This is a genomic window from Magnetovibrio sp. (assembly GCF_036568125.1).
GTDB lineage: Bacteria > Pseudomonadota > Alphaproteobacteria > Rhodospirillales > Magnetovibrionaceae > Magnetovibrio.
Window position 1 is genome coordinate 155,695 of the sequence record NZ_DATCTF010000014.1, and the last position, 23,918, is coordinate 179,612.

The window sequence follows — 23,918 nt, forward strand, 5'->3', positions numbered from 1 at the left end:
GATCCTCAATTGGCAGCGCCCGCCGTTTGCAGCCGCGCGATCATGGTTTTGTACAAGGCGCGATACTGCTCCAAGCCCTTTTGGTGGTCAACCGAGCTGAATTTCTTTTTCGTGTGCTGCAGCAAGGACTGGCCAAATTCGGTCCGCACGTCGACCCGCGCGCCCGATTGCATCAACACGTCGAACGATGCCATCGACGCACCGTTCACCGCCGTGACCAGGGCGGTCTGACCCAACACATCGGTGCAATCGACATCGACGCCATGGGCCAGGACTTCGCGCACTTCGTCGGGTTCGTCGAGAAATGCCGCTTCGTGAAGCTGCGGGCAGGTCCACGCGTCGGCGCTGGCGGATTGAACGCTGAGCCCGCATATCAGCACAACCGCGATGGGGCCGGCGAAACGTAAGGCGGTGATGACGTGCATGGGTAAACCCTCCGACCGGGAACGTTCGACACTCGTTGCATGTGGTCCGTATGGCGGTGTTATTCAACGCTTCTCATCGCCATGAGCATCGCCCAAAAGCTCCCGCATGGTCAAGTTCCGGCGATCTCGGGGCCGGTGCGGAACGCAAGGTTCTGGAAAATAGCTGAGATTTTCTATAAAATGCGGCCTTTGATATCGCGAGAACGCGACGAAACCGGGTAGAAACCCTCTGCAGTGCATGTACCGGCACACCGCGAACCATATCGTGCAGAGTGGCGAGAGATGATCGACAATCAGGTCCGCACCAGCTACGGATCCATGGATGCCTCATCATTGGGGGTCGGCCCTTCGTCGCGCCCAAAGGCCCGCGTCGCCGCCGCGCCTGCGCCCGCGCCCAAAACCTCGCAAGGCCCCGGTTACACCACTTACGTCACCACCCAAGCCACTTTGCTGGCCGCACAAGAGGCGCGCAACGACACCCATGTGCGCCGCGATAGTCCGTTGCGCGACCAAGGCGGCCACAGCCAATCGGGTCAAAAGCGCACATCGTCCAACTTCGATGCCGAATTGAGCGAAGAAGAACAGCAGCGCGTTCAGGAACTGAAAAAAATCGACCGTGAAGTGCGCGCCCACGAACGCGCCCACCGTGCTGCCGGCAGCAGCCTGACCGGCGCGGCGCAGTTCACCTACACCCGCGGCCCCGACGGCCAGCAATACGCCGTCAGCGGCGAAGTCTCCATCGACACCGGGCGCGAGCAATCCGCCGCTGCAACCGCCGCGAAGATGGAGGCCGTGATCCGCGCCGCCCTGGCCCCGGCCAACCCTTCCAGCCAAGACATCGCCGTCGCCGCCCAGGCCCGCCAAGTGCTGAACGAAGTCGCCCAAGAGGCGCGCAAGGAACGCTTGAACGTCGCCGAAGACCCATCCACCACGTCCCCGATCCGCGCCCAATTGAGCAAGGCCAACCAAGCCTACCGCAACAACGGCGCCGAGGACGGCCAGGCGTTCACCGCCCGCCAAGCCCGCAACGCGCTCTTTTTGAACGCGCAGCAGAGCTTCAACATCATCATCTAAGCCATTAACTTATGATGGTAGACAATTGATTATTCAGGCTTAAGAACCATTTTGCGCGCCCGAGGCACGCCCTTGCGCACGAGATGGAACGCCAGTGCATCATTGAGAATTTTGCGCGTGCTCAAGCCGCTTTTCTGCGCCAGATATTTCAGCCGCAGATACATTTCATCTTCGATGCGCAAGGTCAGCGCGACATCGTCGCTTTGGGGTTGCGAGCATGGGCGCGTGCCCGTCGAGGGCGTGCGCATGCCGACGAACGAGTCGCTGCGCAGGCGTGCCGTGGCGACCGGCTTGATGCGCTGAACCTGGTGTTGCGGCTGCGGATGCGCTTGCAGGTTCGGCTGCGGGTTCGCGTGTGCAACCGGATGCAATTGAGTCTGGTGGTGGTGCTGAGGTTGAAAGTCCTGAGGATGCGGTTGCGCCCCCCAGGCCAAGGCGGGATTGTTGTGCTGGGTCGCGGCGACGGCGGGCATCGCCTCGCCCTTACGCGCCAAAATCAACGACGCGTCGAGACGGGCAACCGGACGGGATACGGGTTTGATGCTGGTGGCCATGATGCGTGTGTCCTCCCCTCTTTAAATCACTTGGCGCACTTGGCGGCGGCCGAATACGCGCGGTTCATGACCGTTGCTGGTTCGCTGAGGCTGCGTCGTTTGCGGGCGCAGGTCCTTACCATCCTCCGGCGATGGGGCGAAACCATCCCATAAGTTCGGCCCGGTTCCGGGTGCGCCCGGTGGCGTGGCGAAGGCCCGCGGGACCGGATCGGGCACGCGTTCGAGCGGTTTGACGGCGGTCAGCGGCACCTGTTGCGGGTCCGGCGTCTCGACGATCAATTCCGGGGCTTCTTCGTCTTCGTCGCTGAATTCACCTTGCGCCGTGGACAGTGCAAACGGCTGTTTGCCGCTGGACAAGCCGTCGCGGCGGTTGAGGGCATCCAAGCCGATCGCGGTCGGCACCACCTGGGCGTTGAGACGGGCGTTGATGTATTCCCACAACCCCAGAATTTCAGTGGCGGACTGGCCGTTCGGTTCCAATTCCATGGCGGTGCGCCCGTCGATCATGGAAGACGCGAACAAGGTGCGGTGGTGAATGGTCACAGGCGCCACGGTGCCGTGCTGGCTGAGCGCGATGGCGGCCTCGAAAGTGATCTTGGCGCGTGGCGAGGCGTCGTTGAGCACGAACACCATCGGCTTGGCGCATGATTCCACCAATTTCACCGTGGCCCCCACGGCGCGCAGGTCGTGCGGGCTGGGCTTGGTCGGCACCACCACGTAATCGGCGATGCGGATAACCTCGTGAATGGCGCCGGTGATCGCAGGCGGGGTATCGATAACCACGGTGCGCACCCCGGCTTGACGCATATTGGCGAGGTGCTCGCGCAATTCGTGCAAGGTGGTCTGCACGAAAACCGGTGCGGGGTCTTCGCGTTCATTCCACCACGCGGCGAGGCTGCCCTGCGGATCGGTATCGATCACGGCGACGGGACCGTGGCCGCTGCGTTCGGCCTGCACCGACAAATGCCCGGTTAGGGTGGTCTTGCCCGAACCGCCTTTTTGCGAGACGACGGCGATGACATGCATGGAAGGTCTCCTTGGCTCATCAGTATTTCGATCAGCCTAAGGCACCGGACAAAGGTCCCGCTATGACGTCAGTCACTCGATAAAATTGCAGCTAAAATTGAGAAAAATTGCTCAAAACCGCTTAATGACGAAGCTGGTGATGTCATCGGATTGCGGCGCGCCGTCGGTGTGGCCGCTGACGAAGGCGAACACGTTGGCGGTCAGCGCGTGCGCCGACAAGGAGCGATTTTGCAGCAAGCAATCGATCAAACGTTCTTCGCTGAACGGGTTGCGCGCGGCGTCGAACGCTTCGGTCAAACCGTCGGTGTAGATAAACAAGGCGTCGCCCTTTTCCAGCCGGATCGCGTCTTGTTGATACGGCACGCCGTGCTCGAACCCCAACACCACGCCGTCGCCCGTTTCGATTGCCGTCACCTCGCCGTTTTCGCGCACCAGATACGGCGGCAGGTGACCGCCGTTGGCGAAGGTGAAGTCCCAGGTTTCGGGATTGAGCACGCCATAGAACGCGGTCACGAACATGCCCGGAATGTCGTGATCGATGAGCAAACGGTTGACTTCGGATAGGCACGCCGCCGGTCCCGGCTGGCCCTGCGCCGCTGCGCGAAACAGCGTGCGCACCACCGCCATGTAAAACGCCGCGGGAACCCCCTTGCCCGACACGTCGGCGACCACCACCGCGATGGTGCCGTCGTCGAGATCGAAAAAATCGTAAAAATCGCCACCCATTTCCTGCGCCGGGGTGGTTTGCGCGAACACCTGCAAATGTTCGGAATTGGGAAACTGCGCCGGCAAAATGCGTTTTTGAATGGTCCCGGCGAGATCCATTTCACGGCGAATCGCCGCCAATTGTGATTCGGTCCGCCACGCTTTGCGGCGCAATTCACAGTCGGCGTAGACTTTTTCCAGGGTCGCCAAGAGATCGTCCATGGCCACCGGTTTGGTGAGAAAGTCCACCGCACCTTGGTTCATGGCGCTACGGATGGCGGCCAGATCGCGGCTTTTGGTTACGGCGATGCGCGGTACCCGCAAGCGTTTGCCCTTGAGCTTGCGAAACACGCCCAAACCGCCGATGTCGTCGCTGTCGATGGTCACGGCGGCGATATCGATATCGTCCAATTCCGCCATCATCGCAAGCGCTTGGGCTTGATCGCGGGCGAAAACGAAACGGGTGTCGTCGTTGCCGGTGTCACCACCAAAATGGGCGCGGATGTGCTGTTCGAATTCAGGATCGTCGTCGATGATCAGTGTTTTGGGCATCGCCCCCGCGTCTCCATTTGTGCCAGCCCCCATGGCTCAGGAGCATACATAACACCAATTCATAGCAAAACCAAAGCAACGCAATGGTTACGATCTCATGAAAAGCGGTTGAATATCAGTGATGATCGTGGCTGAATTGGTTGCAGGCATCAAAAACAATCACAACGGGTTGCCTACACACGCCAAGGTCTACGCCTGAGGGGGACGAATGACGGCCAAAATTGCCTGGACCGACGACATGAGTGTTGGCTGCGCGGCGCTCGATAACGACCACAAAATCCTTATCCAAGCGCTCAACGATTTCGTCGACGCCCTGGAAAATGACGAGGGCGTGTTCGTGACAGACGGCATTTTTTCGGTCCTGCTGGACTATACCAATTACCATTTCGCCCGCGAAGAGGCCGTCATGGGTGCCTGCGGTTACGACGACTTGGCACAACACAAGCAGACCCATCTGGAACTCAAGGAACAGCTGCTCGACGCCCGACGGCGTTACATGCTCAATCCCTCGTCGGATTTGGAAGAGGAAATCCGCGATTTTCTCCTTAGTTGGCTACAAACCCACATCCTCATTCGCGATATGGATTATAAGGATGTGGTGGCCAGATCTGGACAAGATATCGACGCCATTATGGCCACTATTCACTAATAGCCTTCATCGCATCGTTTTCATCATCACGTAACGGATCAAATATGGGACAGGTCGTCAAATTCTTCGGCTGGCTGCTGATCGGCATCGGTGGCACGCTGGCGGTCTTCAGCCACCTGACCATGGGTTTCGTGTACGGTTGGGACAAGCTCGCCCAACAGGTGACGTCCGATCCCACCGGCACGGCGCTGTCCGTGCTGGCGTTGGTGCCGGGCGCTTTGCTGTACGGATTTGGCGTTTTTCTTGAAAAATGGTCGATCCGTTCAGACGCAAAATGGGCGGCCAAACAAGCCGCCGCAAAAGCAAAAGAAGCGGCCAACGACGCCACGCCTCCGCATCAAACGGAATCTTGAAAGAAGTCCAGTTGCCAGGACATTTCGTCCTCGGTGAACGGGAAACCGCCATCGGTACTGCCCTGCACTTCGCGCGGCGGGACTTTGGCGATGCGTTTTTGCACCAGCACCGCCGTCTGCATGCTCAGCCCGGCTTTCCAGCACAACGCCACAACGCCCTTGACGCTGGCGACGTCGAGAATGCGCGTCACCGTGCCCAGACGCAGCCCGGACTTGAGCGTCAATGCGGTTTTGACGAATTCCGTATCACCGCCTTGGGCGGCTTCACGCACGGTCTTGTCGTCCAGTTCACCTTGCTCGAACAGCTTTTTTGCCCGCTCGCCCGGCGGCCCGCCTTCGTCACGGCTGCGGCTGCGCTCTGCCGCTTCCATACGCCGTTCGAATTCCTCGCGCACGGCTTCGGCGACCTTGTCGCCCAAGTCGGACCGCAACGCCAAGGTATCGAGCAAGCGATCGGAGACATATTCCGCCAAACGCAACACCGCTTTGCGCGATAGGGTCGGCCGACCGACCAGAGGCTCGTGCCAGGGTTCGATGTCGCGCGCCCGTTCGACGATGCGGTCGAGGGTATCTTCGCGGATTTGCGCCGATTTATTGCCCAGCATCAGGCCGATGGCGTCGATGTCTTCGGAAAAATAGATTGCGTCGGTAAGGTCTTCGCTGAGGTTTTTGCGTTTGGAAATGATGCTCAACGCACCCAGCACCGGACCGGAGGTGATGATGTCGAGCAAATCCTCATCGGTCAGAACCGGCGAATGTTCCAGCACCGGCGCGCAGACCACCAGTTCGACGTCCCGCGCCAAGCGGCGGATGACATCCGGCGGGGCGTTGGCGATGTCTTTCAGGGTTTCCGACAGAATGCGCCGCACCCGCGTCGCCTGATCCTTGGCGAGGCGATCGAGAACCTGATGCGCCAGTTCTTGCACCTTGTCCAATTCGGCGGCATTTAGGCCGGGGATCAGACGCGCAATCTTTTCCGCCAGATTGAAACGCACCCCATCGTCATCGTCGCCCGACAGCAACAGGTCCGCCTGACGCGGGGTCGCGGCGTTTTTGGCGATGGCGCGGCGCACTTCCGGCGACGAATCTTCCGCCAGGAAATAGAGCAATTCAGGCGCTAAATCCTCGCGTTTGGCGAGTTTGAGACGCACCTTGACGTTTTTGTCCTGGGCGAGTTTTTTGGCCTCATCATAGCCGATGGGCTTGCCGCGAAACGTGTTGACCAGGCTTTTAAACACCGGACAAATCCTCCTCAACCGGCAAGGCTGTAGGGTGCGGCGAGACAGCAGTCACCCTTGGATTTTTGTTTCACTTCGTACATCGCACTATCGGCGCGCGCCAAGAGGCTTTCCAGGTCCTCCTTGGTGTCGGGGCGATAGACCGCGATGCCGATGGAAATGCCCAAGGGGCGATCCGGGTCACCCGACAGTTCGCGAAGCTGTTCGGACAACACCAGGAGTTGTCGCGAGCGGGCAACGGCGGCCTCTTCGTCCATGTTGTCCAGCCACAGCGCGAATTCGTCGCCGCCCAAACGCGCAATGACGTCGCCGGGACGCACGAAATCGTGCAGCAGATCACGCAGACGCATGATCGCCTCGTCGCCTTTCAAATGGCCGTGCACGTCGTTGACCAGCTTGAAGTTATCCATATCGATGTAAAACAGCGCCCCGCTGGCGCCTTCGCGTTCAAGGCGATGGAAACGGCGCGGCAGTTCGTCGTCGTAAAAGGCCCGCCGGTTCAGCAAGCCGGTCATCGCATCGGTCCGCGACAGGCGCACGATGCTTTCGTGGTTTTCGATCTGTTCGATCGCGATACCCAGCTGGTTGGATATGTCGTTGACCAGCAAGCGGTCGTCGTCGGACCAGTCGGAACGCTTCCAAAGGCATATGACGCCGTTGATTTCACCGCTGTGCTGGCACGGCGCAGCGATCACCCGCCATCCTTCGATTTCTTCTTCGCGCAGCCAGGCATCGTGCTTGCTAAACGTCAAAAACCCCTCGCCCATCTGGCCCGGTCCGCCGGTACCGAATTCGGCGGCGGGCTCGAACTCGAGACGGGCATCGATCTCCTTGCCCACAGTCATACGCAAAACGCGACAGCCGCTGGCGCCCATAGCCCGCGCGGTCGCTGCGGCGGCGGCGGCGAGCATGTCGGTGGGATCGATTTCGTCGCGAATGGTGTTGACGATATAGCCGAGCACCTGTTCGCGCTGGTGGGCATGGGCCAGGGCCACGGCGCGCTCGCGCTCCGCCGTGACGTCGCGACACACGCCGCGCACGCCGAGCGGCGTGCCGTCGTCTTCGAAAAACGGGATCGCCGACACCACCACGCAGGCCATGCCGCCGTCGGCGCGGTACATCCACACCTCCATATCTTCGATGCGCTTGTCGGATAAAAATGGAATGGGTGCGTACTCTTCCGCGCCGACGATGAAATCTTCCGGTTTTCGCCCGATCATATCATCCGCCGCATAGCCCAACGCGCCGGTGCGCGAAACGAAGATGAAACGCCCTTCGTCCCCGACTTCCCAGGAAAAATCGCTGGATACTTCGACCAAGTCTTTGAAACGCTGGCGCGATTCGATCAGCGCGTCGCGCAAATTGTTATCCAGGGTCTGGTCGTGAAACAAAAACAAAAGCTGTTCACCCAAGACTTTGGGAATGATATTGAGCTGATAGATCGACTGCCCCGAAAGGCCCGGCAGGGAAAGATTGGCCGTCACCACCTTGGCGTGATCGGCAGCCATGTCGATCAGCTGCTTGAGCTGGGCATTGACGTCGCCTTCGAACAAAGAGGCGACCCGTGATGCATGGCGATTGGCGATTGCGTGGTTGGTTTGCAAATTCAAAACCACCGCCGCTTCCCCATAACCCGACACCAACAGGGCTTCGGGGCTCATGGCATCGCTGACGGCGTGAACCACCTCGCCTTGCGCATCGGCTGGTGGAAAAATAGTGACATTGATGGGTGCAAGGCCTGTCATGGATTTCATATTAAACGCTTATTCCCCATCATTTCCATAAGCTAAAGCGCTGTATGCCCTCCTTTGAACGAAAAACAGCCCCCTGAACGGGGGCTGTTTAGGAAATGTCACGCACGCGCAATGAGCATCACGAAGCTTACGAACACGTTGCTTCCGCATCGAATTGAAAACCGCGTTTATACCAGCCCGGATCGAGCCAAACGCCAATGGGACGCCCGGCTGCGACCTTGTCGTTAACGGCGAATGACACGCGCTGATTGTCGGCCAACCGCAAGCGGCGTTGGCCGATTAAGGAATTGTCATCGGTGTAATAGAGCCGCAGCAGGCTGGTGCGCGGCCATTGGCTGCCGCGGTTGACGATTTTGAACACCGCGCCTTGGCCGACGCAAGCGGACGAAACGTCAACGCGCAATACCGCTGGTGGCGCTGCGGCGATTTCCGCCTGTGCGATGAGTTCAGCCGCGCTGGACGACGAAACGCCCACCAACCCGGCCGTGAAAGCCAGCACTGCGCCGACGATCTTTCGCGATCCCAACGCAGCGCGACACATCATGTTTACGGAGTGCATCACGTTCGACTTCCTGTCTTTTATAGCGGCGTCCTTCTGGACCCCCAGCACTTGCACGCAAGTGCCAACACTGCTTTCAATAACAGTGACTTATAGCTCCTTCTCCTTAACAATTCGTAACTTCCCCACTGGACATCCGGACTTTGAACCCCTAAATGCCAGTGAACATTCCCCTCCCCTCCACTTCAAACCAGTCGAGACCACCATGAACTCAATGAATGCCGAAAGTTTTGAAGATTTGGCCCAACAGTGCGTCATGTCTCGGTCCAAGCACCGCATGCTGTACGTATTTGTGCGCGTCGGGGCGGTTGACGGTGCGGACGAGGAAGCCACCATGGTGCAAGTGCTGTTCGACGCCCACCAACCCGCCGCACACGGCATGACCTTCAGCTCGGTACGCGACACCGCCGATGCCCATAATGCCGATTGGAACATGGTCATCGTCGGTATCGCCGAAAATTCCGACGCCAGCATGCCCAGCGAAGAACAAGCGCAAACCTTATTGGCCGACATGCGCGAAAAAATCATGATCGGCGCTATTGAAGGATATGCGCTTTTCGATCGCGACGGAAAATCGGTCGAGGTCGAGGCCGAAGTGGTCCCCATCACCGCCAACATGACCATCAACTAAGCATCTATTGCACGGTGTAAGCGTATCATCCGCTCTCTTGCACACCCTGACAAAAATGGGTATCTGATGTGGTGATTGTTTCTAAAGTAAGGAGCATGACATGGCCCTAAGCACAGGTCTCAAATTCAAGACATCCACGCCAATCAACGTGATCGAAGATTGGTTGGATGCGAATTGCAAAGGTGAATGGGACGTTGACATCGAGGCAATTTCGACCGAATTGAGACAAAAATCCATTGCGGTGTATTTCGAAAAAGAAGCCGACAGAGACGCTTTCAAAGCGGCTTATAAGTCATTTACATAACTAAACTTTCGCAATACAGCGCTCCCACAGTGCGCAAACGAGAGCCCGGCCACCGTGAACGTGGCCGGGCTTTTCCGTCGGCAAAGCCGTGCGCGTTATGTTATAGTTACTCCATGGCAACGATCGAAGCACAACCCAGCAGCGTCCGCGAGGCTTTCAACCAGGCTGTCAACGCCGGCAAGCCTGCGTCTTCGCGCGCCTCCTCGAGCGATGATCGCGCCGCCAAAACCGACGCGGATACCGGTCGTAGCGTGCATGACACCGTGACTTTGTCCGCCGGCGGTCAGAAAATCGTCAACCTGAACCGCGGCCAGGATTTGGCGCAGGAACTCAAAAACGCTCCGGTCGACCAATCCTTCGCCGAAACTCTAAGGCAAGCCACTCAGGACGTGTTCCGCATCACCAGGCTGTTCACCGAAACGGTCAAATCCGCGTTCACCTGGCGACGCTAAGGCGTCGCTCGCCACACAACGAAAAAAGGGCCCGCTCACCGGCGAGGCCCTTGTTTTTTTGGCGGATGGGGTGGGATTCGAACCCACGGAGAGCGTTAACCCTCGCTGGTTTTCAAGACCAGTGCCTTCAACCACTCGGCCACCCATCCATTGCGAGTGACCTGATAGCACCCGCCGCGAAATGGGGCAAGTCCCCTCGCCGCGCTCGGACGCGGCAAGCGCTTAAACGCCGAAATCTTCCATGATCTGACGAACCATGGCTTCGACCATGATTTCGCGGGCAAAGGCGTTGCGGTCGAGGAACCGCCGGGTCACAAAACGCGCCAGCGCGCCGGGATTGCGATTGAACGGCATCGCGGTGGCGATGTGATCGCAGTTGAGCGCACCCAGAAAGGTCGACCCCGGCATGATTTGGTCAGCCAACAACATTTGCCCGTCGTTGAGCCGGTCGATGCGGCTGAGGGCGCGGTAGGACGGCATCATGCCCGCCGACATCTCCTCCGCCCCCACAGCGGCGCAGAGGCTATACGTACGCACGCCCTCCGGCATGCGAAAGGCGTTCAAGAACGCGACACGGGTTTCGGGGCTGAGGTCATGCACCGCCGCGCCGCCGAAGCGCGCACAGGTGGGCAAAGGCACGGTGCGCTCGACCCATTTCAGCCAATCGGGCGCTAGGCCGTGCAAGGGCGACCCACACACACACCCGACCAACGAGGCCACCGCGTCGATACGCACGGCCGTTTCGGGGTATTTCGCCAGCATCACCAACGTGTCCGCCGTTCCCTTGGACATCGGCAGTACAATGGTCAATCGGGCGTCGTCTTGCGCGACCAGATGATTGCGCAGCCTGCGGGCGTTTTCGTCGCAGCCCCCCCGCCCCGCCACCGGCGCGATCGAGGTGCGCGCGCCGAGGGTTTGCAGATGCGCCAAGCCGTCCGTCAGACAATCAGCCAAAAACGCCACGCATTCGGTCAAGAACCCCGGCACGGCGATGATATTGATGCCGTCCAGAGGCGTGGAGACATCGACTGGAATCGCCGTGCCTTGGGGCTCATCCGCCAAGGTGGTGAAAAAATCCTGCGTCGAGCGCGCATCGGGCAGGTCCGCACCATGGTCGTCGTTCAATGCCGCCACGATTTCACGAAACCGCGCGCGTCCGTCCGTAAGCTGGTCGCGGGCGATGGCGGGATTGACGGGAATGGCGTCTGGCAAGCTCATGACCGCACTGTAGCAAGTGCGTGTGTCCGAATGTTGACAAAAAAAGCGCCCCCGGCACAAAGCTCAAGGGGCGCATTTTTATGCGTTATGCGTTCGATCTCAGACCATCGAAATGATCATGACGATAAACGCCAAAGCCGCAATCGCGGCTTCCATGCCGACGCCCGCCAACAAGACCAACGGCCAGTGACGACGCTTCGGCGCACCAATCAGGTGCGATGTGTATTCATCGATATACGGTGCTTGCATAAGACCTCCTTTGCCACGTCGAAACGCGGCCATTGGATGTGGAAGATCCAAGTCAGCCTAACGCAGGTATTTTACCTTATTTACGCACACTTTTCGTGCGCTCAGAGCGGCAAAGAAGGCGGTTTCACGAAAATTTGAATGTGCGAAACATTCGATCAGAGACGGAAGCGATCGTGAATCAAGGCCGCAACTTCTTCGGTGCAGTCTTCGACCGAACGCACGGCGGTGTCCAATACCAGTTCAGCATGGGTCGGCTGTTCGTATGGTGCGTCAACTCCGGTGAAATCCTTGATCTCGCCCGCCCGGGCCTTTTTGTACAAACCCTTGGGATCGCGTTGTTCGCAGACGTCGATGGGCGCGGACAAGAACACCTCGATGAAATGCTCTCCGGCGATTTGGCGGGCCAGTTGGCGTTCTTCGTGATAGGGCGAAATGAACGCGGCGATGCAAATGACACCGGCTTCGGCGAACAGCCCCGCCACTTCGCTGACTCGGCGGATGTTTTCGCGCCGATCTTCTTCGCTGAAACCAAGATTGCCCGACAAGCCATGGCGGATATTGTCGCCATCAAGCACATAGACGTGATAGCCGAGATCGAACAGATGCTTTTCGAGGGTGAACGCCAGGGTCGATTTACCAGAGCCTGAAAGCCCGGTAAACCAAACCACCCCCCCACGATGTCCGGATTTTGCATGCCGTTCCGCAATGTTGATGCGATGATCCACGCGGGTGATGTTATTGGATTTTTGTATCATTTTTGTGTGTGCTCTTAAGGATCTTGTGGGCGCAGCATATGGCGAGGTTATAGTGCGGTCAATGTGGGACCGACAGCGTCTCGACGCGACGCCGTGGTCATGAAAGAATGCTGATTATGCAAATCGACGTTTTCTTCGACCCGATCTGTCCGTGGTGTTTCATCGGCAAACGCCGCTTGCAGCGTGCGCTGGGTCTGCGTGCCTCGATCAGCGCGACGCTGACGTGGCGGCCGTTCATGCTCAACCCCGAAATGCCGCCCGCGGGCATGGAGCGTCACGCATACCTGCTCAACAAGTTCGGCACCGAATCCCGAGTGCGGCGCCTGCTTGGCGCGTTGGAGGCGACCGGACAATCCGAAGAAATCGCGTTTCAATTCGATCGCATCCACCACACCCCCAACACCGTCAACGCCCACAGGTTGGTACATTACGCCGACGAGTTCGGTCTGGCCGAAAGCGTGGTCGAGCGGCTTTACCAGGCCTACTTTCTAGAAGGCCGCGACACCGGTGATTTGGACGAATTGTCGGCCATCGGCCGCTCGGTCAGCTTGGAAAGCAGCGCGCTGGACGCTTATTTGGACAGCAGCACGGATGTGTCGTGGGTGCGCGAACAAAACGCCTTGGCGCACCGCATGGGCGTCAATGGGGTGCCGTGTTTTCTCGTCGACGGTCAACTCGCCTTGCAAGGCGCGCAGCCGCCGGAAGTGCTCGCCCGTCTGCTCGATGCGGGCGCGGCGGCCTAGATTGGCGCCGCAACGAAAAATGGGGGGCTTATCGGCCCCCCATTCTCTTTTGACGCATATAGTAGACGCTTAGAACAACGGCTGGCTGAGCTTGACCACCACCACGGCGGTGCCGTCGCCTTCGATGCCGAAGTCGTTGTCGTTGATCAACATCATGGTGTTGGCGTCGACCACACCGATGCCTTCGATCTTTTTGGGCATGCCGCCACGGTTGTCGGTGTTCATGACCAAGGTTTTGGCCAGCGCCGGAACGCCTTTTTTCGCCATGCCTTCGACCTTCAACTGCTCAAGCGACGGCGACACGACTTCCGCGTCCCACTTGGTGCCGGCGATGTTGCGGCCCTGGGCGAGGTCGACCACGTAGAATTTGGTGGTCTTGGAGATGCGTTCCAACACCAACAAACGATCGCCTTTGAGTGCGGTCATTTCGCTGATTTTGATGTCGTTTGGCTTGCGTTCTTTCTTGGCGTTGTCGACAACGAAGCTCTTCGGGTCGTCGAGCGGATAGATGTATTCGCCGACCACGCTCAAGCTGGCGATGTCCATCTTGAACAAACGCACCGCGTCGGAGGTCTTGTAGGCCTTGACGTCGGGGTAAGCCAACGGGCTCTGCATCGCGAAATAAAGCGACTTTTCGTCTTCCGACACGGCGATGGATTCGATGCCGCGGTTGAGCTTGCGCCACTTCAAGATGCCCGGCAGGCTGGCGATCACCGGATATTTGGCACCGGAAAGATCCTTGTCCAGCCCGGTCGGCACCAAGCGCTTGAGGATGCGACCGTCGGCGGCCACATGGGCGATCGAGGGACCGTATTCGTCGGAAATCCAGAACGTGCCGTCGGACAGACGCACCACGGATTCGACATCCAAGCCTTCGCTGTCGAAGGCCAGCTTGTCGCCCATGTTGGCGTAGCCGTTTTCGGTGTTCGACGTCACCAGGGGGTTAACTACGCCGCTGATCGGTTGACCGATGGTGTTTTTCAAGGTCACGGTTTCCAGAACCGAAAAGCTGCGATCGGCGTTGAGCGCAATTTTGTAGATCGTCGGCGCGAACCTGGGCATAGGGAAGACCTTGCCCTTTTTGTCGTTGCCGCAAAGACCCTCATTGGCCTCGCCCAAGAGCTTTTTCACATCGCTACACTTGATGTTCGGGCCACGGTCGGTGACGGTGTAGAAGACGTTGTCGGGGTCGCCCTTGTAGTGAAACGCGCCGCTGCCGATACCGACGGTGAAGTCCATGGTCTTGTGACCATGAAACGCCACCGTGCCCAAATCCAAAGCATGCTTTTGGGAGGTATAAACGCCCTGTTCCAGCGTTGCCGTGGTTTGCGCGCAAGCGGACAAACCGATCACGGCGGCAACGACGGAGATGTGACCTAAAGTTGATTTGATGGTCATGCTGCGACCCCTTCTCAATTCACAAAAATGCTGCGCCGAATCTCCATTCGGCGCGTGGGGCGACGCTAGGATTGTCTTGTAACAGCGACGTGACGAGTTTGTGAACTTTACGCGCTGGCGATATCCGCCAAGGTGCGCACCAGCATGCTCACGCCCTTGAGGCGATCCATGCCACCGTCCCAGGCGCGTTTGATGACCAGTTTATGGTCGGGGCGTAGCTTGACGGTGCCGACCTGCTCGGTGATGTAGCGGATCAATCCTCCCGGATTGGGGAATTCGTTATTGCGGAACGACACCACCGCGCCCTTGGGGCCGCTGTCGATCTTGTCGATGTGCGCACGACGGCACAGGCGCTTGATGGCGACCGTCTGCAACAAGTTCTCGACCTCGCCCGGCAATTTGCCAAAGCGGTCGATCAGCTCGGCGGCGAAGGCTTCGGACTGGGCATCGTCTTCCAAGCGCGCCACGCGACGATACAGTTCCATGCGCAGATTGAGGTCCGAAACGTAGCTTTGCGGAATCAACACCGGAATGCCGATGCTGACCTGCGGCGAATAGTCTTCTTCGACCGGTCCCGCACCGCTGACGGCGCCCTTGGCTTCGGCCACGGCCTCTTCGAGCATTTGTTGGTAGAGCTCCACGCCGACTTCGCGGATGTGGCCCGATTGCTCTTCGCCCAACAAGTTGCCCGCGCCGCGAATGTCGAGATCGTGCGACGCCAACTGGAAGCCCGCCCCCAAGGTATCCAAGGTCTGCATCACGGTCAGGCGTTTTTCCGCCGTGGGCGTGAGCTTCTTGCCCGGCGGCAGCGTCAAATAGGCATAGGCGCGGGTTTTCGAACGCCCCACCCGGCCGCGCAACTGATAGAGCTGGGCCAAGCCGAACATGTCGGCGCGGTGGATCAAGATGGTGTTGACGCTGGGCAGGTCCAAGCCGCTTTCGATGATGTTGGTGGACAACAACACGTCGTACTTGCCTTCGTAAAAATCCGAAATGATGTCTTCCAGATCGGACGCAGGCATCTGGCCGTTGACCACCGCGACGGCGGCTTCGGGCACCAGTTCCTTGAGCTTCTTTTTCAAATACGCTTGGTCTTGGATGCGCGGGCAGACGTAGAAGGTCTGGCCGCCGCGAAACCGTTCGCGGATGATCGCTTCGCGCACCACCACCGGATCGAACGGCATCACGAAGGTGCGCACCGCCAGGCGGTCCACCGGCGGGGTAGCGATGAGGCTCATTTCCCGCACCCCCGTCAACGCCAGTTGCAACGTGCGCGGCAGCGGCGTCGCGGTCAACGTCAGCACGTGCACATCGGCTTTCAGCGCCTTGAGCTGTTCTTTGTGTTTGACGCCGAAATGCTGTTCTTCATCGATGATCAGCAGCCCCAAATCGCGGAATTTGACGTCCTTGGCCAGCAGCGCGTGGGTGCCCACGACGATATCGACCCCGCCTGAAGCGATGGCCTCTTTATTGAGCTTGGCATCCTTGGTGCCGACCAACCGGGACAGTTGGGCGATGCGCACGGGAAAGCCCTTGAAGCGGTCCTGGAAATTGCGAAAGTGCTGGCGCGCCAACAACGTGGTCGGCACCACCAAGGCCACCTGTCGCCCCGACATCGCGGCGACGAAGGCGGCGCGCAACGCGACCTCGGTCTTGCCGAAACCGACGTCGCCGCACACCAATCGGTCGGTGGGACGCCCCTCGCCCAGATCGGACACCACCTGGGCGATGGCGCGGGACTGGTCTTCGGTTTCGTTGTAGGCAAAGCGCGCGGCGAATTCGTCCAGCGCGCCGGGATCGGGCGCCATACGTTCGGTCTGGCGCAGTTCGCGCGCGGCGGCGATCTTGATCAGTTCTTCCGCCATGTCCTTGAGGCGCTGTTTCAGCCCCGCCCGGCGCGCCTGCCACGCCGCGCCGCCAAGCCGGTCCAGGTTAGCGCCTGCGTCTTCGGAGCCGTAACGGGTGATGACATCGATGTTTTCCACCGGCAAAAACAACTTGTCGTCGCCCGCGTAGATCAGCTTCAGACAATCGTGCGCCGCGCCGCCGACATCCAACGTCACCAGACCGGCGTATTGGGCGATGCCGTGTTCCAGGTGCACCACCATGTCGCCTTCGGACAGCGAGGTGACATCGGCGATGAAGTTGTCGGCCGAAACCTTGCGCTTGCCGGGTCGGCTGAGGCGTTCGCCCAAAATGTCCTGTTCGGATATGACCGCAAGCTTGGGCGTGACGAAGCCGCGCTCCAAGCCCAACACCGCCACGCCGATGGATCCTTTGGCGAGCTTTTCGACCGCGCCCCATCTTTCAATCTGCACCAGCGGGCCTAGACCGTGCTCGCCCATCACCGCCATCAGACGGTCGCGGGTGCCAACCGTGAACGCGCCGATCAGCGCACGGCGGCCTTCTTTTTCCAACGCCTCGATATGATCGCCCAGGGCGTCGAACACATTGACGTCGGGATTGACGCGGGCGTCGGAAAACTCGCGCCCGGCCTTGGCCCCGGCGTTGAGCGTATCGCCGCTTTCGGGCGCGTCGAACGGATCGAGCTGGGCACACGCAAACGGCTTGAGCAGTTGGTCGACGTCGCCAGACCCCAGGTACAGGCGTTCCGGCGGCACCGGTTTGTAGAGCGGCGCATCGCTCGACTGCGCACCCTTGGGTGCCTCCATCATGGTCTTGCGCGCCGCGTAGTATTCGGAAATCAAATCCAGGCGCGCATCGATGCTTTCCGGCGTTTGATGATCCAAAAGCACCACCGCGCCGGGCATATAGTCGAGTATGGTTTCCAGCCGCCCGTCGTAAAACAGCGGCAGCCAGTGTTCCATGCCGATGTGACGCCGCCCTTCCGACACCGCTTCATAAAGCGCATCGGCCTTGGTCACCGCGCCGAACAAAGCGCGGTAGCCGGTACGAAAACGGCTGATGGCGTCTTCATCCAACGGCACCTCGCTGACCGGGCGCAGCGCCAGCTCGTTCACATCGCCGGTGGTGCGCTGGGTGGCGGGGTCGAAGCGGCGCAGGCTTTCCACCTCGTCGCCGAAGAAATCCAAACGCACGGGCTCCGCCGCGCCGGTGGGAAAGATATCCACCAAACCGCCGCGCTTGGCGAATTCGCCCGGTTCCATCACCGTTTGGGCATTGTGGTAACCGTGTTCGACCAAATAGGTGTCCAGCTGTTCGGGATCGACCGTGTCGCCCGGTCGCACGATCAAGGTCGATCCCTTGAACGCATCGCGCGGCGGCACGCGTTGCAAAAACGCACTGACGGTGGCGACAACCACCCGGCCGTGGCGTTCGGACTTGGACAGCAAGCGCGTCAGCGCATCGATACGCTGGGATACGATGGCGGCGTTGGGCGACACCCGGTCATAAGGCAGACAGTCCCACGACGGGAAGTCGATGCGTTCGACCTCGGGGGCGAAAAACTGCAAGGCTTCGTCCAGGCGCGCGCCCGCAACGTCGTCGCGGGCGATGAACAGCACGTCGCGGCCGGCGCTGGCCAATTCCGCAACCACCCGCGCATCCATGCCGCCGGGTGCGCCCGCAACACGCACCCGTCCCGGATTTTGCAGCTTTTCGATTAAGTGTTTCAATGCGTTATCCGTGCCGATTCCGGGTTTGGTTGAAGTCCTGCAAGCGCTTCATCAACGCCGTGTCCCACGTACGCGGAACCTCGGCCTGGCCCATGACCCATTTGAATAAGTCCATGTCGTTGTTCTTCAGCAGCGCTTCAAGCTCTTTGACCTCCGCGTCGGTCAAATCGGCCAAATGTGCCTCGGCGAAGGCCCCGAACATCACATCGTTTTCCTTCATGCCCATGTGGGTGCAATGGAATAGCAAGCGTTTGCGGGTGCTGTCTAAGGGTTCGGCCATGGCTTCGCTCGGCTGGTGTTGGGGGGCGGGTGAAGGTATAAATCTTTGAACGCCATCTGTCAGCACACTCATTTCGGAACACACATGCGCCCCCAGGTCCTTTATCCGCTGTTCAAGCCCGTCGACACGCTGAAAGGCGTGGGGCCGCGCCTGAAACCGGCGCTGGAACGTCTGGCGGGCCCGCATGTGGTGGATTTGCTGTGGCACCTGCCCGCGGGCGCGGTGGACCGCCGCCATCAATGCACGATCAACCAAGCCGGACACGGCGAGCTGTGCACCATCACCGTGCGGGTGATGCAGCACATCCAACCGCCGACCAAATCGCGCCCTTATCGGGTGATCTGCGAAGACGATACCGGCACCCTGGTGCTGACGTTTTTTCACGCCCACGCCGATTATCTGCTGAAAATCCTGCCCGAAGGCGCGTTGCGGGTGGTGTCGGGCACGGTCGAGCACTACAACAATGAAATTCAAATGACCCACCCCGATCATATGGTGACGGTCGAAGAGATCGACACCGTGTTGCGGTTGGAACCCACCTATCCCCTCACCCACACCGTATCGCAAAAGGTGCTGGCCAAGGCCATTCACGGCGCGTTGGCGCAAACCGCGCCCCTGGCCGAATGGCACGACTCGGCGTTGCTGGCCAAACACGGCTGGAAACCTTGGCACGAAAGCCTGCTCAAGGCCCATGCGCCCGACGATCTGGCCGACCTCGCCCCGCATGCCCCGGCACGCGAGCGTCTGGCCTACGATGAACTGCTTGCCAACCAACTGGCGTTGGGGCTGGTGCGGCGCGGCATGCGCAAGGCCAAAGGTCGTGCGACCTTAGGCGACGGCGACTTGCGCGCCAAAGTTCTGGACGCCCTGCCGTTCGCGCTGACCGGATCGCAAAGCATGGCGTTGGGCGAAATTATCGCGGACATGGAATCGGATCTGCGCATGCTGCGCTTGCTGCAAGGCGACGTCGGTTCGGGCAAGACCGTGGTGGCGTTGCTGACGATGCTGGCGGCGATCGAGGCCGGCCACCAAGCGGTGCTGATGGCGCCCACCGAAATCTTGGCCCGCCAGCACCTGAACACCATCCAACCGCTGGCCGACGCGGCGGGCGTCGAGGTCGCGGTGCTGACGGGGCGTGAAAAAGGCAAAACCCGCGCGGCGATACTGGACGGTCTGAAATCGGGTGCGATCAAGATCGCGGTCGGCACCCACGCGTTGTTTCAAGACGACGTGGAATTCGCCGATCTGCGCATGGCGGTGATCGATGAGCAGCACCGCTTCGGCGTCCATCAACGCCTGGAACTGGCCGCCAAGGGATCGGCCGTCGACGTGTTGGTGATGACCGCCACGCCGATCCCGCGCACCTTGATGCTGACGGCTTATGGCGACATGGACGTGTCGCGGTTGTTGGAAAAACCAGCCGGGCGTCAGCCGGTGGATACGCGGGTGTTTCCGTCCTCCAAGCTCGGCTCCATCGCCGAGGGCGTGCAGCGCAAGCTCGATCAAGGCGCAAGGGTCTATTGGGTGTGCCCGTTGGTGGAAGAAAGCGAAAAGCTGGATTTGGCCGCCGCCGAAGACCGCTTTGAAGATCTCAAAAAAATGTTCGGCGAACGCGTCGGCTTGGTCCATGGCCGCATGAAGGGCAAGGACAAGGACGCGGTGATGGTGGATTTCAAATCCGGCAAGATCGACATCCTGGTCGCCACCACGGTGATCGAGGTCGGCGTCGACGTGCCCGAAGCCACGGTGATGGTGATCGAACACGCCGAACGTTTCGGCCTCGCCCAACTGCACCAGTTGCGCGGGCGTATCGGGCGCGGCAGCGGCGCGTCGAGCTGCCTGCTGGTCTATAGCCCGCCGTTGGGCGACGTGGCGCAAAAACGTCTCAAGATCATGCGCGAAACCGAAGACGGTTTCGTCATCGCCGAAGAAGATCTGAAACTGCGCGGCGCGGGCGAGTTGCTGGGCACACGCCAAAGCGGCCTGCCGGAATTTCGCATGGCGGACTTGGAAGCGCACCAAAACCTGCTCGCCACCGCCAGCAACGACGCCAAGGTGATCTTGGAAATGGACCCGGATTTGAAGACCCCGCGCGGCGAAGCGTTGCGCACGCTGCTGTATCTGTTCGAGCGCGACGCGGCGATCAAGTACCTGAGATCAGGGTGAGGAAACGTGACATGAGCGCCAAATTCGCCGTCGCCGTGACCGCCATCATCCAACGCGATGACACCGTGCTGCTGCTCAAACGCAGCCCCGACAAAGCGCACCTGCCGGGCTATTGGGACCCCTGCTCGGGCCGCATGGAAAGCGGTGAAACGCCCGAACAAGCGGTGATCCGCGAGGCGCGCGAGGAAACCGGGCTCGACGTCGAACCGCTGCGCGTGCTCGACACCTTCCACTTTTTCTACGGTCCGGAACGCGAAGAGTTCGTCGGCATGACCTTTTTGTGCCGTCCACAAAATGGTGCGGTCAGGCTCTCAGCCGAGCACACCGAAGCGCGCTGGGTAAAGCTCGGCGACGTCGGCGGCTATCAAATGGCCGATGGGTTGAAAGAGGTGTTGGCCGCGCTGGCTTAATCGTTGTTTTCGGTGTTTTCGGTCGAACGCACCACCACCGTGCCGCGGTCTTCCGCCGGGCGATGATCGGGTGGCGTGACGATGCCGCCGGAAATGACCATTTTCAGGGCTTCTTCGACATTCATCGACAACGGCACGATGTCTTCCTTGGGCACGAAAATCAAAAAGCCCGAGGTCGGGTTGGGGGTGGTCGGCACGAACAGGTTGATGACCTCTTGCTCGGTGAGGCTCTGCACCTCGCCCTGGGTACGCCCGGTGATGAACGCGATCACCCACATGCCGCGACGCGGATATTCCACCAGAACCGCTTCACGAAATGCATTGGATTGTTGCGCCAACACGGTTTCGAGGATTTGCTTGAGCGCCTTGTACACCCCACGCAGCACCGGCACCTTGTCCATCACCCGTTCCCAGGTACGCTGGAAAAAGCGTCCCATGAAACCGGCCGTGAACGCACCGATCAAAATCAGGCCGACCACCACGACAACCACTCCGAGCCCCGGCACGCCGATCGGCAGATAGGTTTCGGGGTTGTATTTGACCGGAATGAGTGGCGTCACCTTGCTGTCGACATACGTGATGAACAACCAGCCCAGGTAGATGGTGATGGAAATCGGCGCGGTGATCAAAACGCCGGCAATGAAATAGCCGCGCAATTTGCCCAAGAGGCCTGTGCGCGCGGGCTTGGTTTCTGTGTTTTGCGGCATATCGTCGGGGTTCATATGGTTCGCCTATCGCGGTTCAAAAGTGCAAAGCAACATCTGCGGCGCACAGTCTACCAAGCACACGCCATCATCAAGTGATTTACGTCACCTTTGCAAGATCGCAAGATCGAGCGCCGAGAAATTCAGTTTCCCGACTTGTTGCTCATGGTTCGGATCGTGTCGGCCATGATGTGCATCAGGCCGCGAATGAACGGATCGGCTTTTTGCAGTTTGTGCAAAAACATCTGCTCGGTCACCACGATCACCGTGGTCGGCTCCAGCGCCCGTGCGGTGGCTGAGCGTGGGCTGTCGTCGATCACCGCCATTTCGCCGAACATTGCGCCGGTGCCGATGGTGGCCAAAACCTTTTCCGTTCCGTCATCGAGCTCGCGGACGATTTCGACCCGGCCATTTTGCACGATATAAGCCGTGCGTCCGGTCGAGCCTTGTTTGAAAATCACATCACCAACCGGGAAAACTTTGCGTTCGATCAGTGTATCGCGCCCCATACCCATCTCCTCAGTTCACGCCTGGCTGCGTAATTATATGATTATTATGGCTGTTTCGCCAGGGCTTCGGCGAAGATGGTGCGCGCGGCATACATCGCATCCACCGGTTTCATACCCGGCTTCAGGCGCGCATCGTACAGCGTTTTGATATAGAGCTTGTCCCATTCGGACCAATTCACCGAAGTATCATACGGCTTGAACAAGGTCGGCCAATAGGCCTCGACATCATTGGGCAGCCCCATGACTTGGGTCAGTTCTTCCAACAAGCACGAATCGATCTGCGCCGGATCGCGTTCCACATTGACCGCCACGATGGCTTTGATGATGCGGTCATCGGGTTTTTTCCAATGCAGGAAAAAACACACCATGGTCGGATCGCTGGTGAGCGACCGGATCACGTCCGGGTCGAGGTTGGCCGCTTTGATATTGGCCATTTCCTTGCGTTTGAGAAACAAGAGGTCGATCGTTGGGCCCGGCGTGCCGGGTTTGACTTGATGAAACTTCAACCCCGTCAATTGCGCCAGCCCCCCCAAATGACGGCCGAGCATATTACCCATTTCTTGCGTTGCGCGTCCTTGCACGGTGAAACCGACCGGACCTTGCCATTTGGCGATCACTTTAGGGCCGGTGTTCAGGCCATATTCGTCGCCGAACACAACCCGTGCGAAATGACTGACCATGTCGTCCAGTTGGGGACGCAATTCTTCGCCATGAACGGGTGACGCCACCATAAGGACGAGCCCCACAAGGGCGGCAAACCGGGAACGCAACACATCAAACTCCGTGCGAATGTGGTCGAGGACGACATCCTAACACGAAAATGTCGGGTTATCTTTGTATCCAAGAACATAGGCGTATAAAATGGTCCATCGACACCAACAACAAAACCAGAGAGTCCCATGACCACAACAGCCTTGGTTTCCATCATCGGCCCCGATCGCGTCGGCCTCGTTTCCGCCATCACCGGTCGCTTGTTCGACCTGGGCGCGGATTTGGGCGACACCTCGTTCGCGGTTTTGGGCGGCGGCGCGGAATTCACCGCCATCTGCGAATTTTCCGGCGGCATGGAGTTGGAGGTTCTGCAGGCGGAACTCGAAGCCCTGCCCGAACTCGTCGACGCCGAGGTCAAGGTGTCGCGGTTCGAGCTGTCGTCCATGCACCCCGCGTCGGAAACCATCACCCACACCATCACGGTGTCGGGCGGCGACAGCCCCGGTTTGATGGCCCGGCTTTGCGAAGTGTTTCAACAGTTCGACGCCAACATCGTGCGCTTGAATTCCGAACGCGTGCCCGGCGTGGGTCAACGCCAATACGTGATTAGCGCTTCTGTGGCGATTCCGCCGCAAAACGAAAACACCTGCCTCGCCACCGTCACCAACACCGCCGGTGAATTGGGGCTGACCTGCCAGTGGACCAACGTCTCGGCTTAGGCGCTCGTTTCTTTCGTGTTCGAATCGTATTAGTACTATCTCATCATGGCCCGCGTAAAAGACGATTACCGATCCCTCACCGGCCCGCAAAAAGCGGCGATCTTCATGCTGTCGTTGGGTGAAGAGCAGTCGACGGCGCTGTTTGAGATGATGGACGACGAAGAGATCCGCGAACTGTCGCAGA

Annotated in this window: 26 protein-coding genes, 1 tRNA gene and 1 pseudogene; 11 read left to right on the forward strand and 17 right to left on the reverse strand. The window is 59.6% G+C overall.

Annotated features, from left to right (window positions below; genetic code table 11):
• Positions 1–5: 5 nt before the first annotated feature.
• The gene (locus VIN96_RS12490) at positions 6–425 is read right to left on the reverse strand and encodes an ankyrin repeat domain-containing protein (protein ID WP_331896560.1); all 420 of its coding nucleotides are present in this window, start codon (positions 423–425) and stop codon (positions 6–8) included.
• A 282-nt stretch (positions 426–707) separates the two neighbouring features.
• Here VIN96_RS12490 and VIN96_RS12495 point away from each other — a divergent pair, with 282 nt between their 5' ends.
• A complete protein-coding gene (locus tag VIN96_RS12495; protein ID WP_331896561.1) occupies positions 708–1,499 on the forward strand; it encodes a putative metalloprotease CJM1_0395 family protein in 792 nt (263 codons plus the stop codon).
• 29 nt (positions 1,500–1,528) lie between these two features.
• Here VIN96_RS12495 and VIN96_RS12500 read toward each other — a convergent pair whose 3' ends face one another.
• The 3 genes from VIN96_RS12500 to VIN96_RS12510 all read right to left on the reverse strand — a co-directional run bounded on the left by VIN96_RS12500 (position 1,529) and on the right by VIN96_RS12510 (position 4,336).
• The gene (locus VIN96_RS12500; protein WP_331896562.1) at positions 1,529–2,053 is read right to left on the reverse strand and encodes a hypothetical protein; all 525 of its coding nucleotides are present in this window, start codon (positions 2,051–2,053) and stop codon (positions 1,529–1,531) included.
• A 21-nt stretch (positions 2,054–2,074) separates the two neighbouring features.
• Complete coding sequence (locus VIN96_RS12505; protein ID WP_331896563.1) at positions 2,075–3,079, reverse strand: ParA family protein; 1,005 nt, start codon at positions 3,077–3,079, stop codon at positions 2,075–2,077.
• 111 nt (positions 3,080–3,190) lie between these two features.
• On the reverse strand, positions 3,191–4,336 hold the full coding sequence (locus tag VIN96_RS12510) for a PP2C family protein-serine/threonine phosphatase (protein WP_331896564.1): 1,146 nt from the start codon (positions 4,334–4,336) through the stop codon (positions 3,191–3,193).
• A 208-nt stretch (positions 4,337–4,544) separates the two neighbouring features.
• On the opposite strand from VIN96_RS12510, the gene VIN96_RS12515 reads away from it, so the two are divergent.
• Together VIN96_RS12515 and VIN96_RS12520 are read left to right on the forward strand one after the other, a co-directional pair.
• Complete coding sequence (locus VIN96_RS12515; protein ID WP_331896565.1) at positions 4,545–4,985, forward strand: bacteriohemerythrin; 441 nt, start codon at positions 4,545–4,547, stop codon at positions 4,983–4,985.
• Positions 4,986–5,029: 44 nt separating this feature from the next.
• A complete protein-coding gene (locus VIN96_RS12520; RefSeq protein ID WP_331896566.1) occupies positions 5,030–5,338 on the forward strand; it encodes a hypothetical protein in 309 nt (102 codons plus the stop codon).
• On the opposite strand, the gene VIN96_RS12525 is transcribed toward VIN96_RS12520, so the two are convergent.
• The 3 genes from VIN96_RS12525 to VIN96_RS12535 form a co-directional block, all read right to left on the reverse strand.
• Positions 5,323–6,576 carry a DUF2336 domain-containing protein gene (locus tag VIN96_RS12525; protein ID WP_331896567.1) on the reverse strand — a complete coding sequence of 418 codons (1,254 nt, stop codon included), beginning with the start codon at positions 6,574–6,576 and terminating at the stop codon, positions 5,323–5,325. The two genes, VIN96_RS12520 and VIN96_RS12525, sit on opposite strands and share 16 nt — an antisense overlap.
• Positions 6,577–6,590: 14 nt before the next feature.
• On the reverse strand, positions 6,591–8,330 hold the full coding sequence (locus VIN96_RS12530; RefSeq protein WP_331896568.1) for a sensor domain-containing diguanylate cyclase: 1,740 nt from the start codon (positions 8,328–8,330) through the stop codon (positions 6,591–6,593).
• Between the two features lie 127 nt (positions 8,331–8,457).
• Positions 8,458–8,892: a hypothetical protein gene (locus VIN96_RS12535; RefSeq protein ID WP_331896569.1), complete on the reverse strand. Its 435-nt coding sequence runs from the start codon at positions 8,890–8,892 to the stop codon at positions 8,458–8,460.
• Positions 8,893–9,094: 202 nt separating this feature from the next.
• On the opposite strand from VIN96_RS12535, the gene VIN96_RS12540 reads away from it, so the two are divergent.
• From VIN96_RS12540 to VIN96_RS12550, 3 genes are all read left to right on the forward strand, one after another.
• Positions 9,095–9,520 (forward strand): hypothetical protein, encoded by a 426-nt coding sequence (locus tag VIN96_RS12540; RefSeq protein ID WP_331896570.1) that lies wholly within the window; start codon positions 9,095–9,097, stop codon positions 9,518–9,520.
• 100 nt (positions 9,521–9,620) lie between these two features.
• Entirely contained in the window at positions 9,621–9,824 is a 204-nt protein-coding gene (locus tag VIN96_RS12545) for a hypothetical protein (RefSeq protein ID WP_331896571.1), read from the forward strand.
• 113 nt (positions 9,825–9,937) lie between these two features.
• Positions 9,938–10,276 carry a hypothetical protein gene (locus VIN96_RS12550; protein WP_331896572.1) on the forward strand — a complete coding sequence of 113 codons (339 nt, stop codon included), beginning with the start codon at positions 9,938–9,940 and terminating at the stop codon, positions 10,274–10,276.
• Positions 10,277–10,335: 59 nt separating this feature from the next.
• Here VIN96_RS12550 and VIN96_RS12555 read toward each other — a convergent pair.
• The 4 genes from VIN96_RS12555 to cysC form a co-directional block, all read right to left on the reverse strand.
• Positions 10,336–10,425: transfer RNA gene (locus tag VIN96_RS12555), tRNA-Ser, on the reverse strand.
• Between the two features lie 73 nt (positions 10,426–10,498).
• Positions 10,499–11,494, reverse strand: coding sequence for a hypothetical protein (locus VIN96_RS12560; RefSeq protein WP_331896573.1), 996 nt, complete (start codon positions 11,492–11,494; stop codon positions 10,499–10,501).
• A 99-nt stretch (positions 11,495–11,593) separates the two neighbouring features.
• Entirely contained in the window at positions 11,594–11,743 is a 150-nt protein-coding gene (locus VIN96_RS12565) for a hypothetical protein (RefSeq protein WP_331896574.1), read from the reverse strand.
• Between the two features lie 155 nt (positions 11,744–11,898).
• Entirely contained in the window at positions 11,899–12,498 is a 600-nt protein-coding gene (gene cysC / locus VIN96_RS12570) for an adenylyl-sulfate kinase (protein ID WP_331896575.1), read from the reverse strand.
• A gap of 116 nt (positions 12,499–12,614) precedes the next feature.
• On the opposite strand from cysC, the gene VIN96_RS12575 reads away from it, so the two are divergent.
• On the forward strand, positions 12,615–13,241 hold the full coding sequence (locus tag VIN96_RS12575; protein WP_331896576.1) for a DsbA family oxidoreductase: 627 nt from the start codon (positions 12,615–12,617) through the stop codon (positions 13,239–13,241).
• Positions 13,242–13,310: 69 nt separating this feature from the next.
• On the opposite strand, the gene VIN96_RS12580 is transcribed toward VIN96_RS12575, so the two are convergent.
• The 3 genes from VIN96_RS12580 to VIN96_RS12590 form a co-directional block, all read right to left on the reverse strand.
• A complete protein-coding gene (locus VIN96_RS12580) occupies positions 13,311–14,639 on the reverse strand; it encodes an esterase-like activity of phytase family protein (RefSeq protein WP_331896577.1) in 1,329 nt (442 codons plus the stop codon).
• Positions 14,640–14,746: 107 nt separating this feature from the next.
• Positions 14,747–18,235, reverse strand: a complete 3,489-nt coding sequence (mfd, locus tag VIN96_RS12585) for a transcription-repair coupling factor (protein WP_331896578.1) — start codon at positions 18,233–18,235, stop codon at positions 14,747–14,749.
• 4 nt (positions 18,236–18,239) lie between these two features.
• The gene (locus VIN96_RS12590) at positions 18,240–18,515 is read right to left on the reverse strand and encodes a succinate dehydrogenase assembly factor 2 (RefSeq protein ID WP_331896579.1); all 276 of its coding nucleotides are present in this window, start codon (positions 18,513–18,515) and stop codon (positions 18,240–18,242) included.
• Positions 18,516–18,599: 84 nt separating this feature from the next.
• Between VIN96_RS12590 and recG the strand changes: the two genes are divergently transcribed.
• Both recG and VIN96_RS12600 read left to right on the forward strand, forming a co-directional pair.
• Positions 18,600–20,681 carry an ATP-dependent DNA helicase RecG gene (recG, locus tag VIN96_RS12595; RefSeq protein ID WP_331896581.1) on the forward strand — a complete coding sequence of 694 codons (2,082 nt, stop codon included), beginning with the start codon at positions 18,600–18,602 and terminating at the stop codon, positions 20,679–20,681.
• Positions 20,682–20,692: 11 nt separating this feature from the next.
• Positions 20,693–21,091: an NUDIX hydrolase gene (locus VIN96_RS12600; protein ID WP_331896582.1), complete on the forward strand. Its 399-nt coding sequence runs from the start codon at positions 20,693–20,695 to the stop codon at positions 21,089–21,091.
• Here VIN96_RS12600 and VIN96_RS12605 read toward each other — a convergent pair.
• The 3 genes from VIN96_RS12605 to VIN96_RS12615 all read right to left on the reverse strand — a co-directional run bounded on the left by VIN96_RS12605 (position 21,088) and on the right by VIN96_RS12615 (position 23,035).
• The gene (locus VIN96_RS12605) at positions 21,088–21,813 is read right to left on the reverse strand and encodes a DUF502 domain-containing protein (RefSeq protein WP_331896583.1); all 726 of its coding nucleotides are present in this window, start codon (positions 21,811–21,813) and stop codon (positions 21,088–21,090) included. The genes VIN96_RS12600 and VIN96_RS12605 overlap by 4 nt on opposite strands.
• A gap of 125 nt (positions 21,814–21,938) precedes the next feature.
• On the reverse strand, positions 21,939–22,304 hold the full coding sequence (locus tag VIN96_RS12610; protein ID WP_331896584.1) for a cyclic nucleotide-binding domain-containing protein: 366 nt from the start codon (positions 22,302–22,304) through the stop codon (positions 21,939–21,941).
• A 44-nt stretch (positions 22,305–22,348) separates the two neighbouring features.
• Positions 22,349–23,035: a DUF2927 domain-containing protein gene (locus VIN96_RS12615; protein ID WP_331896585.1), complete on the reverse strand. Its 687-nt coding sequence runs from the start codon at positions 23,033–23,035 to the stop codon at positions 22,349–22,351.
• Positions 23,036–23,203: 168 nt separating this feature from the next.
• Here VIN96_RS12615 and VIN96_RS12620 point away from each other — a divergent pair, with 168 nt between their 5' ends.
• Both VIN96_RS12620 and VIN96_RS12625 read left to right on the forward strand, forming a co-directional pair.
• Positions 23,204–23,734 carry a glycine cleavage system protein R gene (locus tag VIN96_RS12620; RefSeq protein WP_331896586.1) on the forward strand — a complete coding sequence of 177 codons (531 nt, stop codon included), beginning with the start codon at positions 23,204–23,206 and terminating at the stop codon, positions 23,732–23,734.
• Positions 23,735–23,779: 45 nt separating this feature from the next.
• Positions 23,780–23,918, forward strand: a pseudogene (locus VIN96_RS12625) (flagellar motor switch protein FliG); the annotation flags it as partial.

Excerpts from the sequence above, each read along its gene's own strand:
- VIN96_RS12495 (WP_331896561.1), top strand. The coding sequence starts at position 708 with ATGATCGACAATCAGGTCCGCACCAGCTACGGATCCATGGATGCCTCA.
- VIN96_RS12505 (WP_331896563.1), bottom strand. The coding sequence starts at position 3,079 with ATGCATGTCATCGCCGTCGTCTCGCAAAAAGGCGGTTCGGGCAAGACC.
- VIN96_RS12550 (WP_331896572.1), top strand. The coding sequence starts at position 9,938 with ATGGCAACGATCGAAGCACAACCCAGCAGCGTCCGCGAGGCTTTCAAC.
- VIN96_RS12620 (WP_331896586.1), top strand. The coding sequence starts at position 23,204 with ATGACCACAACAGCCTTGGTTTCCATCATCGGCCCCGATCGCGTCGGC.
- VIN96_RS12515 (WP_331896565.1), top strand. The coding sequence starts at position 4,545 with ATGACGGCCAAAATTGCCTGGACCGACGACATGAGTGTTGGCTGCGCG.
- VIN96_RS12530 (WP_331896568.1), bottom strand. The coding sequence starts at position 8,330 with ATGAAATCCATGACAGGCCTTGCACCCATCAATGTCACTATTTTTCCA.
- VIN96_RS12490 (WP_331896560.1), bottom strand. The coding sequence starts at position 425 with ATGCACGTCATCACCGCCTTACGTTTCGCCGGCCCCATCGCGGTTGTG.
- VIN96_RS12615 (WP_331896585.1), bottom strand. The coding sequence starts at position 23,035 with ATGGTGGCGTCACCCGTTCATGGCGAAGAATTGCGTCCCCAACTGGAC.
- VIN96_RS12545 (WP_331896571.1), top strand. The coding sequence starts at position 9,621 with ATGGCCCTAAGCACAGGTCTCAAATTCAAGACATCCACGCCAATCAAC.
- VIN96_RS12575 (WP_331896576.1), top strand. The coding sequence starts at position 12,615 with ATGCAAATCGACGTTTTCTTCGACCCGATCTGTCCGTGGTGTTTCATC.
- recG (WP_331896581.1), top strand. The coding sequence starts at position 18,600 with ATGCGCCCCCAGGTCCTTTATCCGCTGTTCAAGCCCGTCGACACGCTG.
- VIN96_RS12580 (WP_331896577.1), bottom strand. The coding sequence starts at position 14,639 with ATGACCATCAAATCAACTTTAGGTCACATCTCCGTCGTTGCCGCCGTG.
- VIN96_RS12605 (WP_331896583.1), bottom strand. The coding sequence starts at position 21,813 with ATGAACCCCGACGATATGCCGCAAAACACAGAAACCAAGCCCGCGCGC.
- VIN96_RS12510 (WP_331896564.1), bottom strand. The coding sequence starts at position 4,336 with ATGCCCAAAACACTGATCATCGACGACGATCCTGAATTCGAACAGCAC.
- VIN96_RS12500 (WP_331896562.1), bottom strand. The coding sequence starts at position 2,053 with ATGGCCACCAGCATCAAACCCGTATCCCGTCCGGTTGCCCGTCTCGAC.
- VIN96_RS12590 (WP_331896579.1), bottom strand. The coding sequence starts at position 18,515 with ATGGCCGAACCCTTAGACAGCACCCGCAAACGCTTGCTATTCCATTGC.
- VIN96_RS12565 (WP_331896574.1), bottom strand. The coding sequence starts at position 11,743 with ATGCAAGCACCGTATATCGATGAATACACATCGCACCTGATTGGTGCG.
- VIN96_RS12540 (WP_331896570.1), top strand. The coding sequence starts at position 9,095 with ATGAACTCAATGAATGCCGAAAGTTTTGAAGATTTGGCCCAACAGTGC.
- VIN96_RS12560 (WP_331896573.1), bottom strand. The coding sequence starts at position 11,494 with ATGAGCTTGCCAGACGCCATTCCCGTCAATCCCGCCATCGCCCGCGAC.
- cysC (WP_331896575.1), bottom strand. The coding sequence starts at position 12,498 with ATGATACAAAAATCCAATAACATCACCCGCGTGGATCATCGCATCAAC.
- VIN96_RS12600 (WP_331896582.1), top strand. The coding sequence starts at position 20,693 with ATGAGCGCCAAATTCGCCGTCGCCGTGACCGCCATCATCCAACGCGAT.
- VIN96_RS12610 (WP_331896584.1), bottom strand. The coding sequence starts at position 22,304 with ATGGGGCGCGATACACTGATCGAACGCAAAGTTTTCCCGGTTGGTGAT.
- VIN96_RS12520 (WP_331896566.1), top strand. The coding sequence starts at position 5,030 with ATGGGACAGGTCGTCAAATTCTTCGGCTGGCTGCTGATCGGCATCGGT.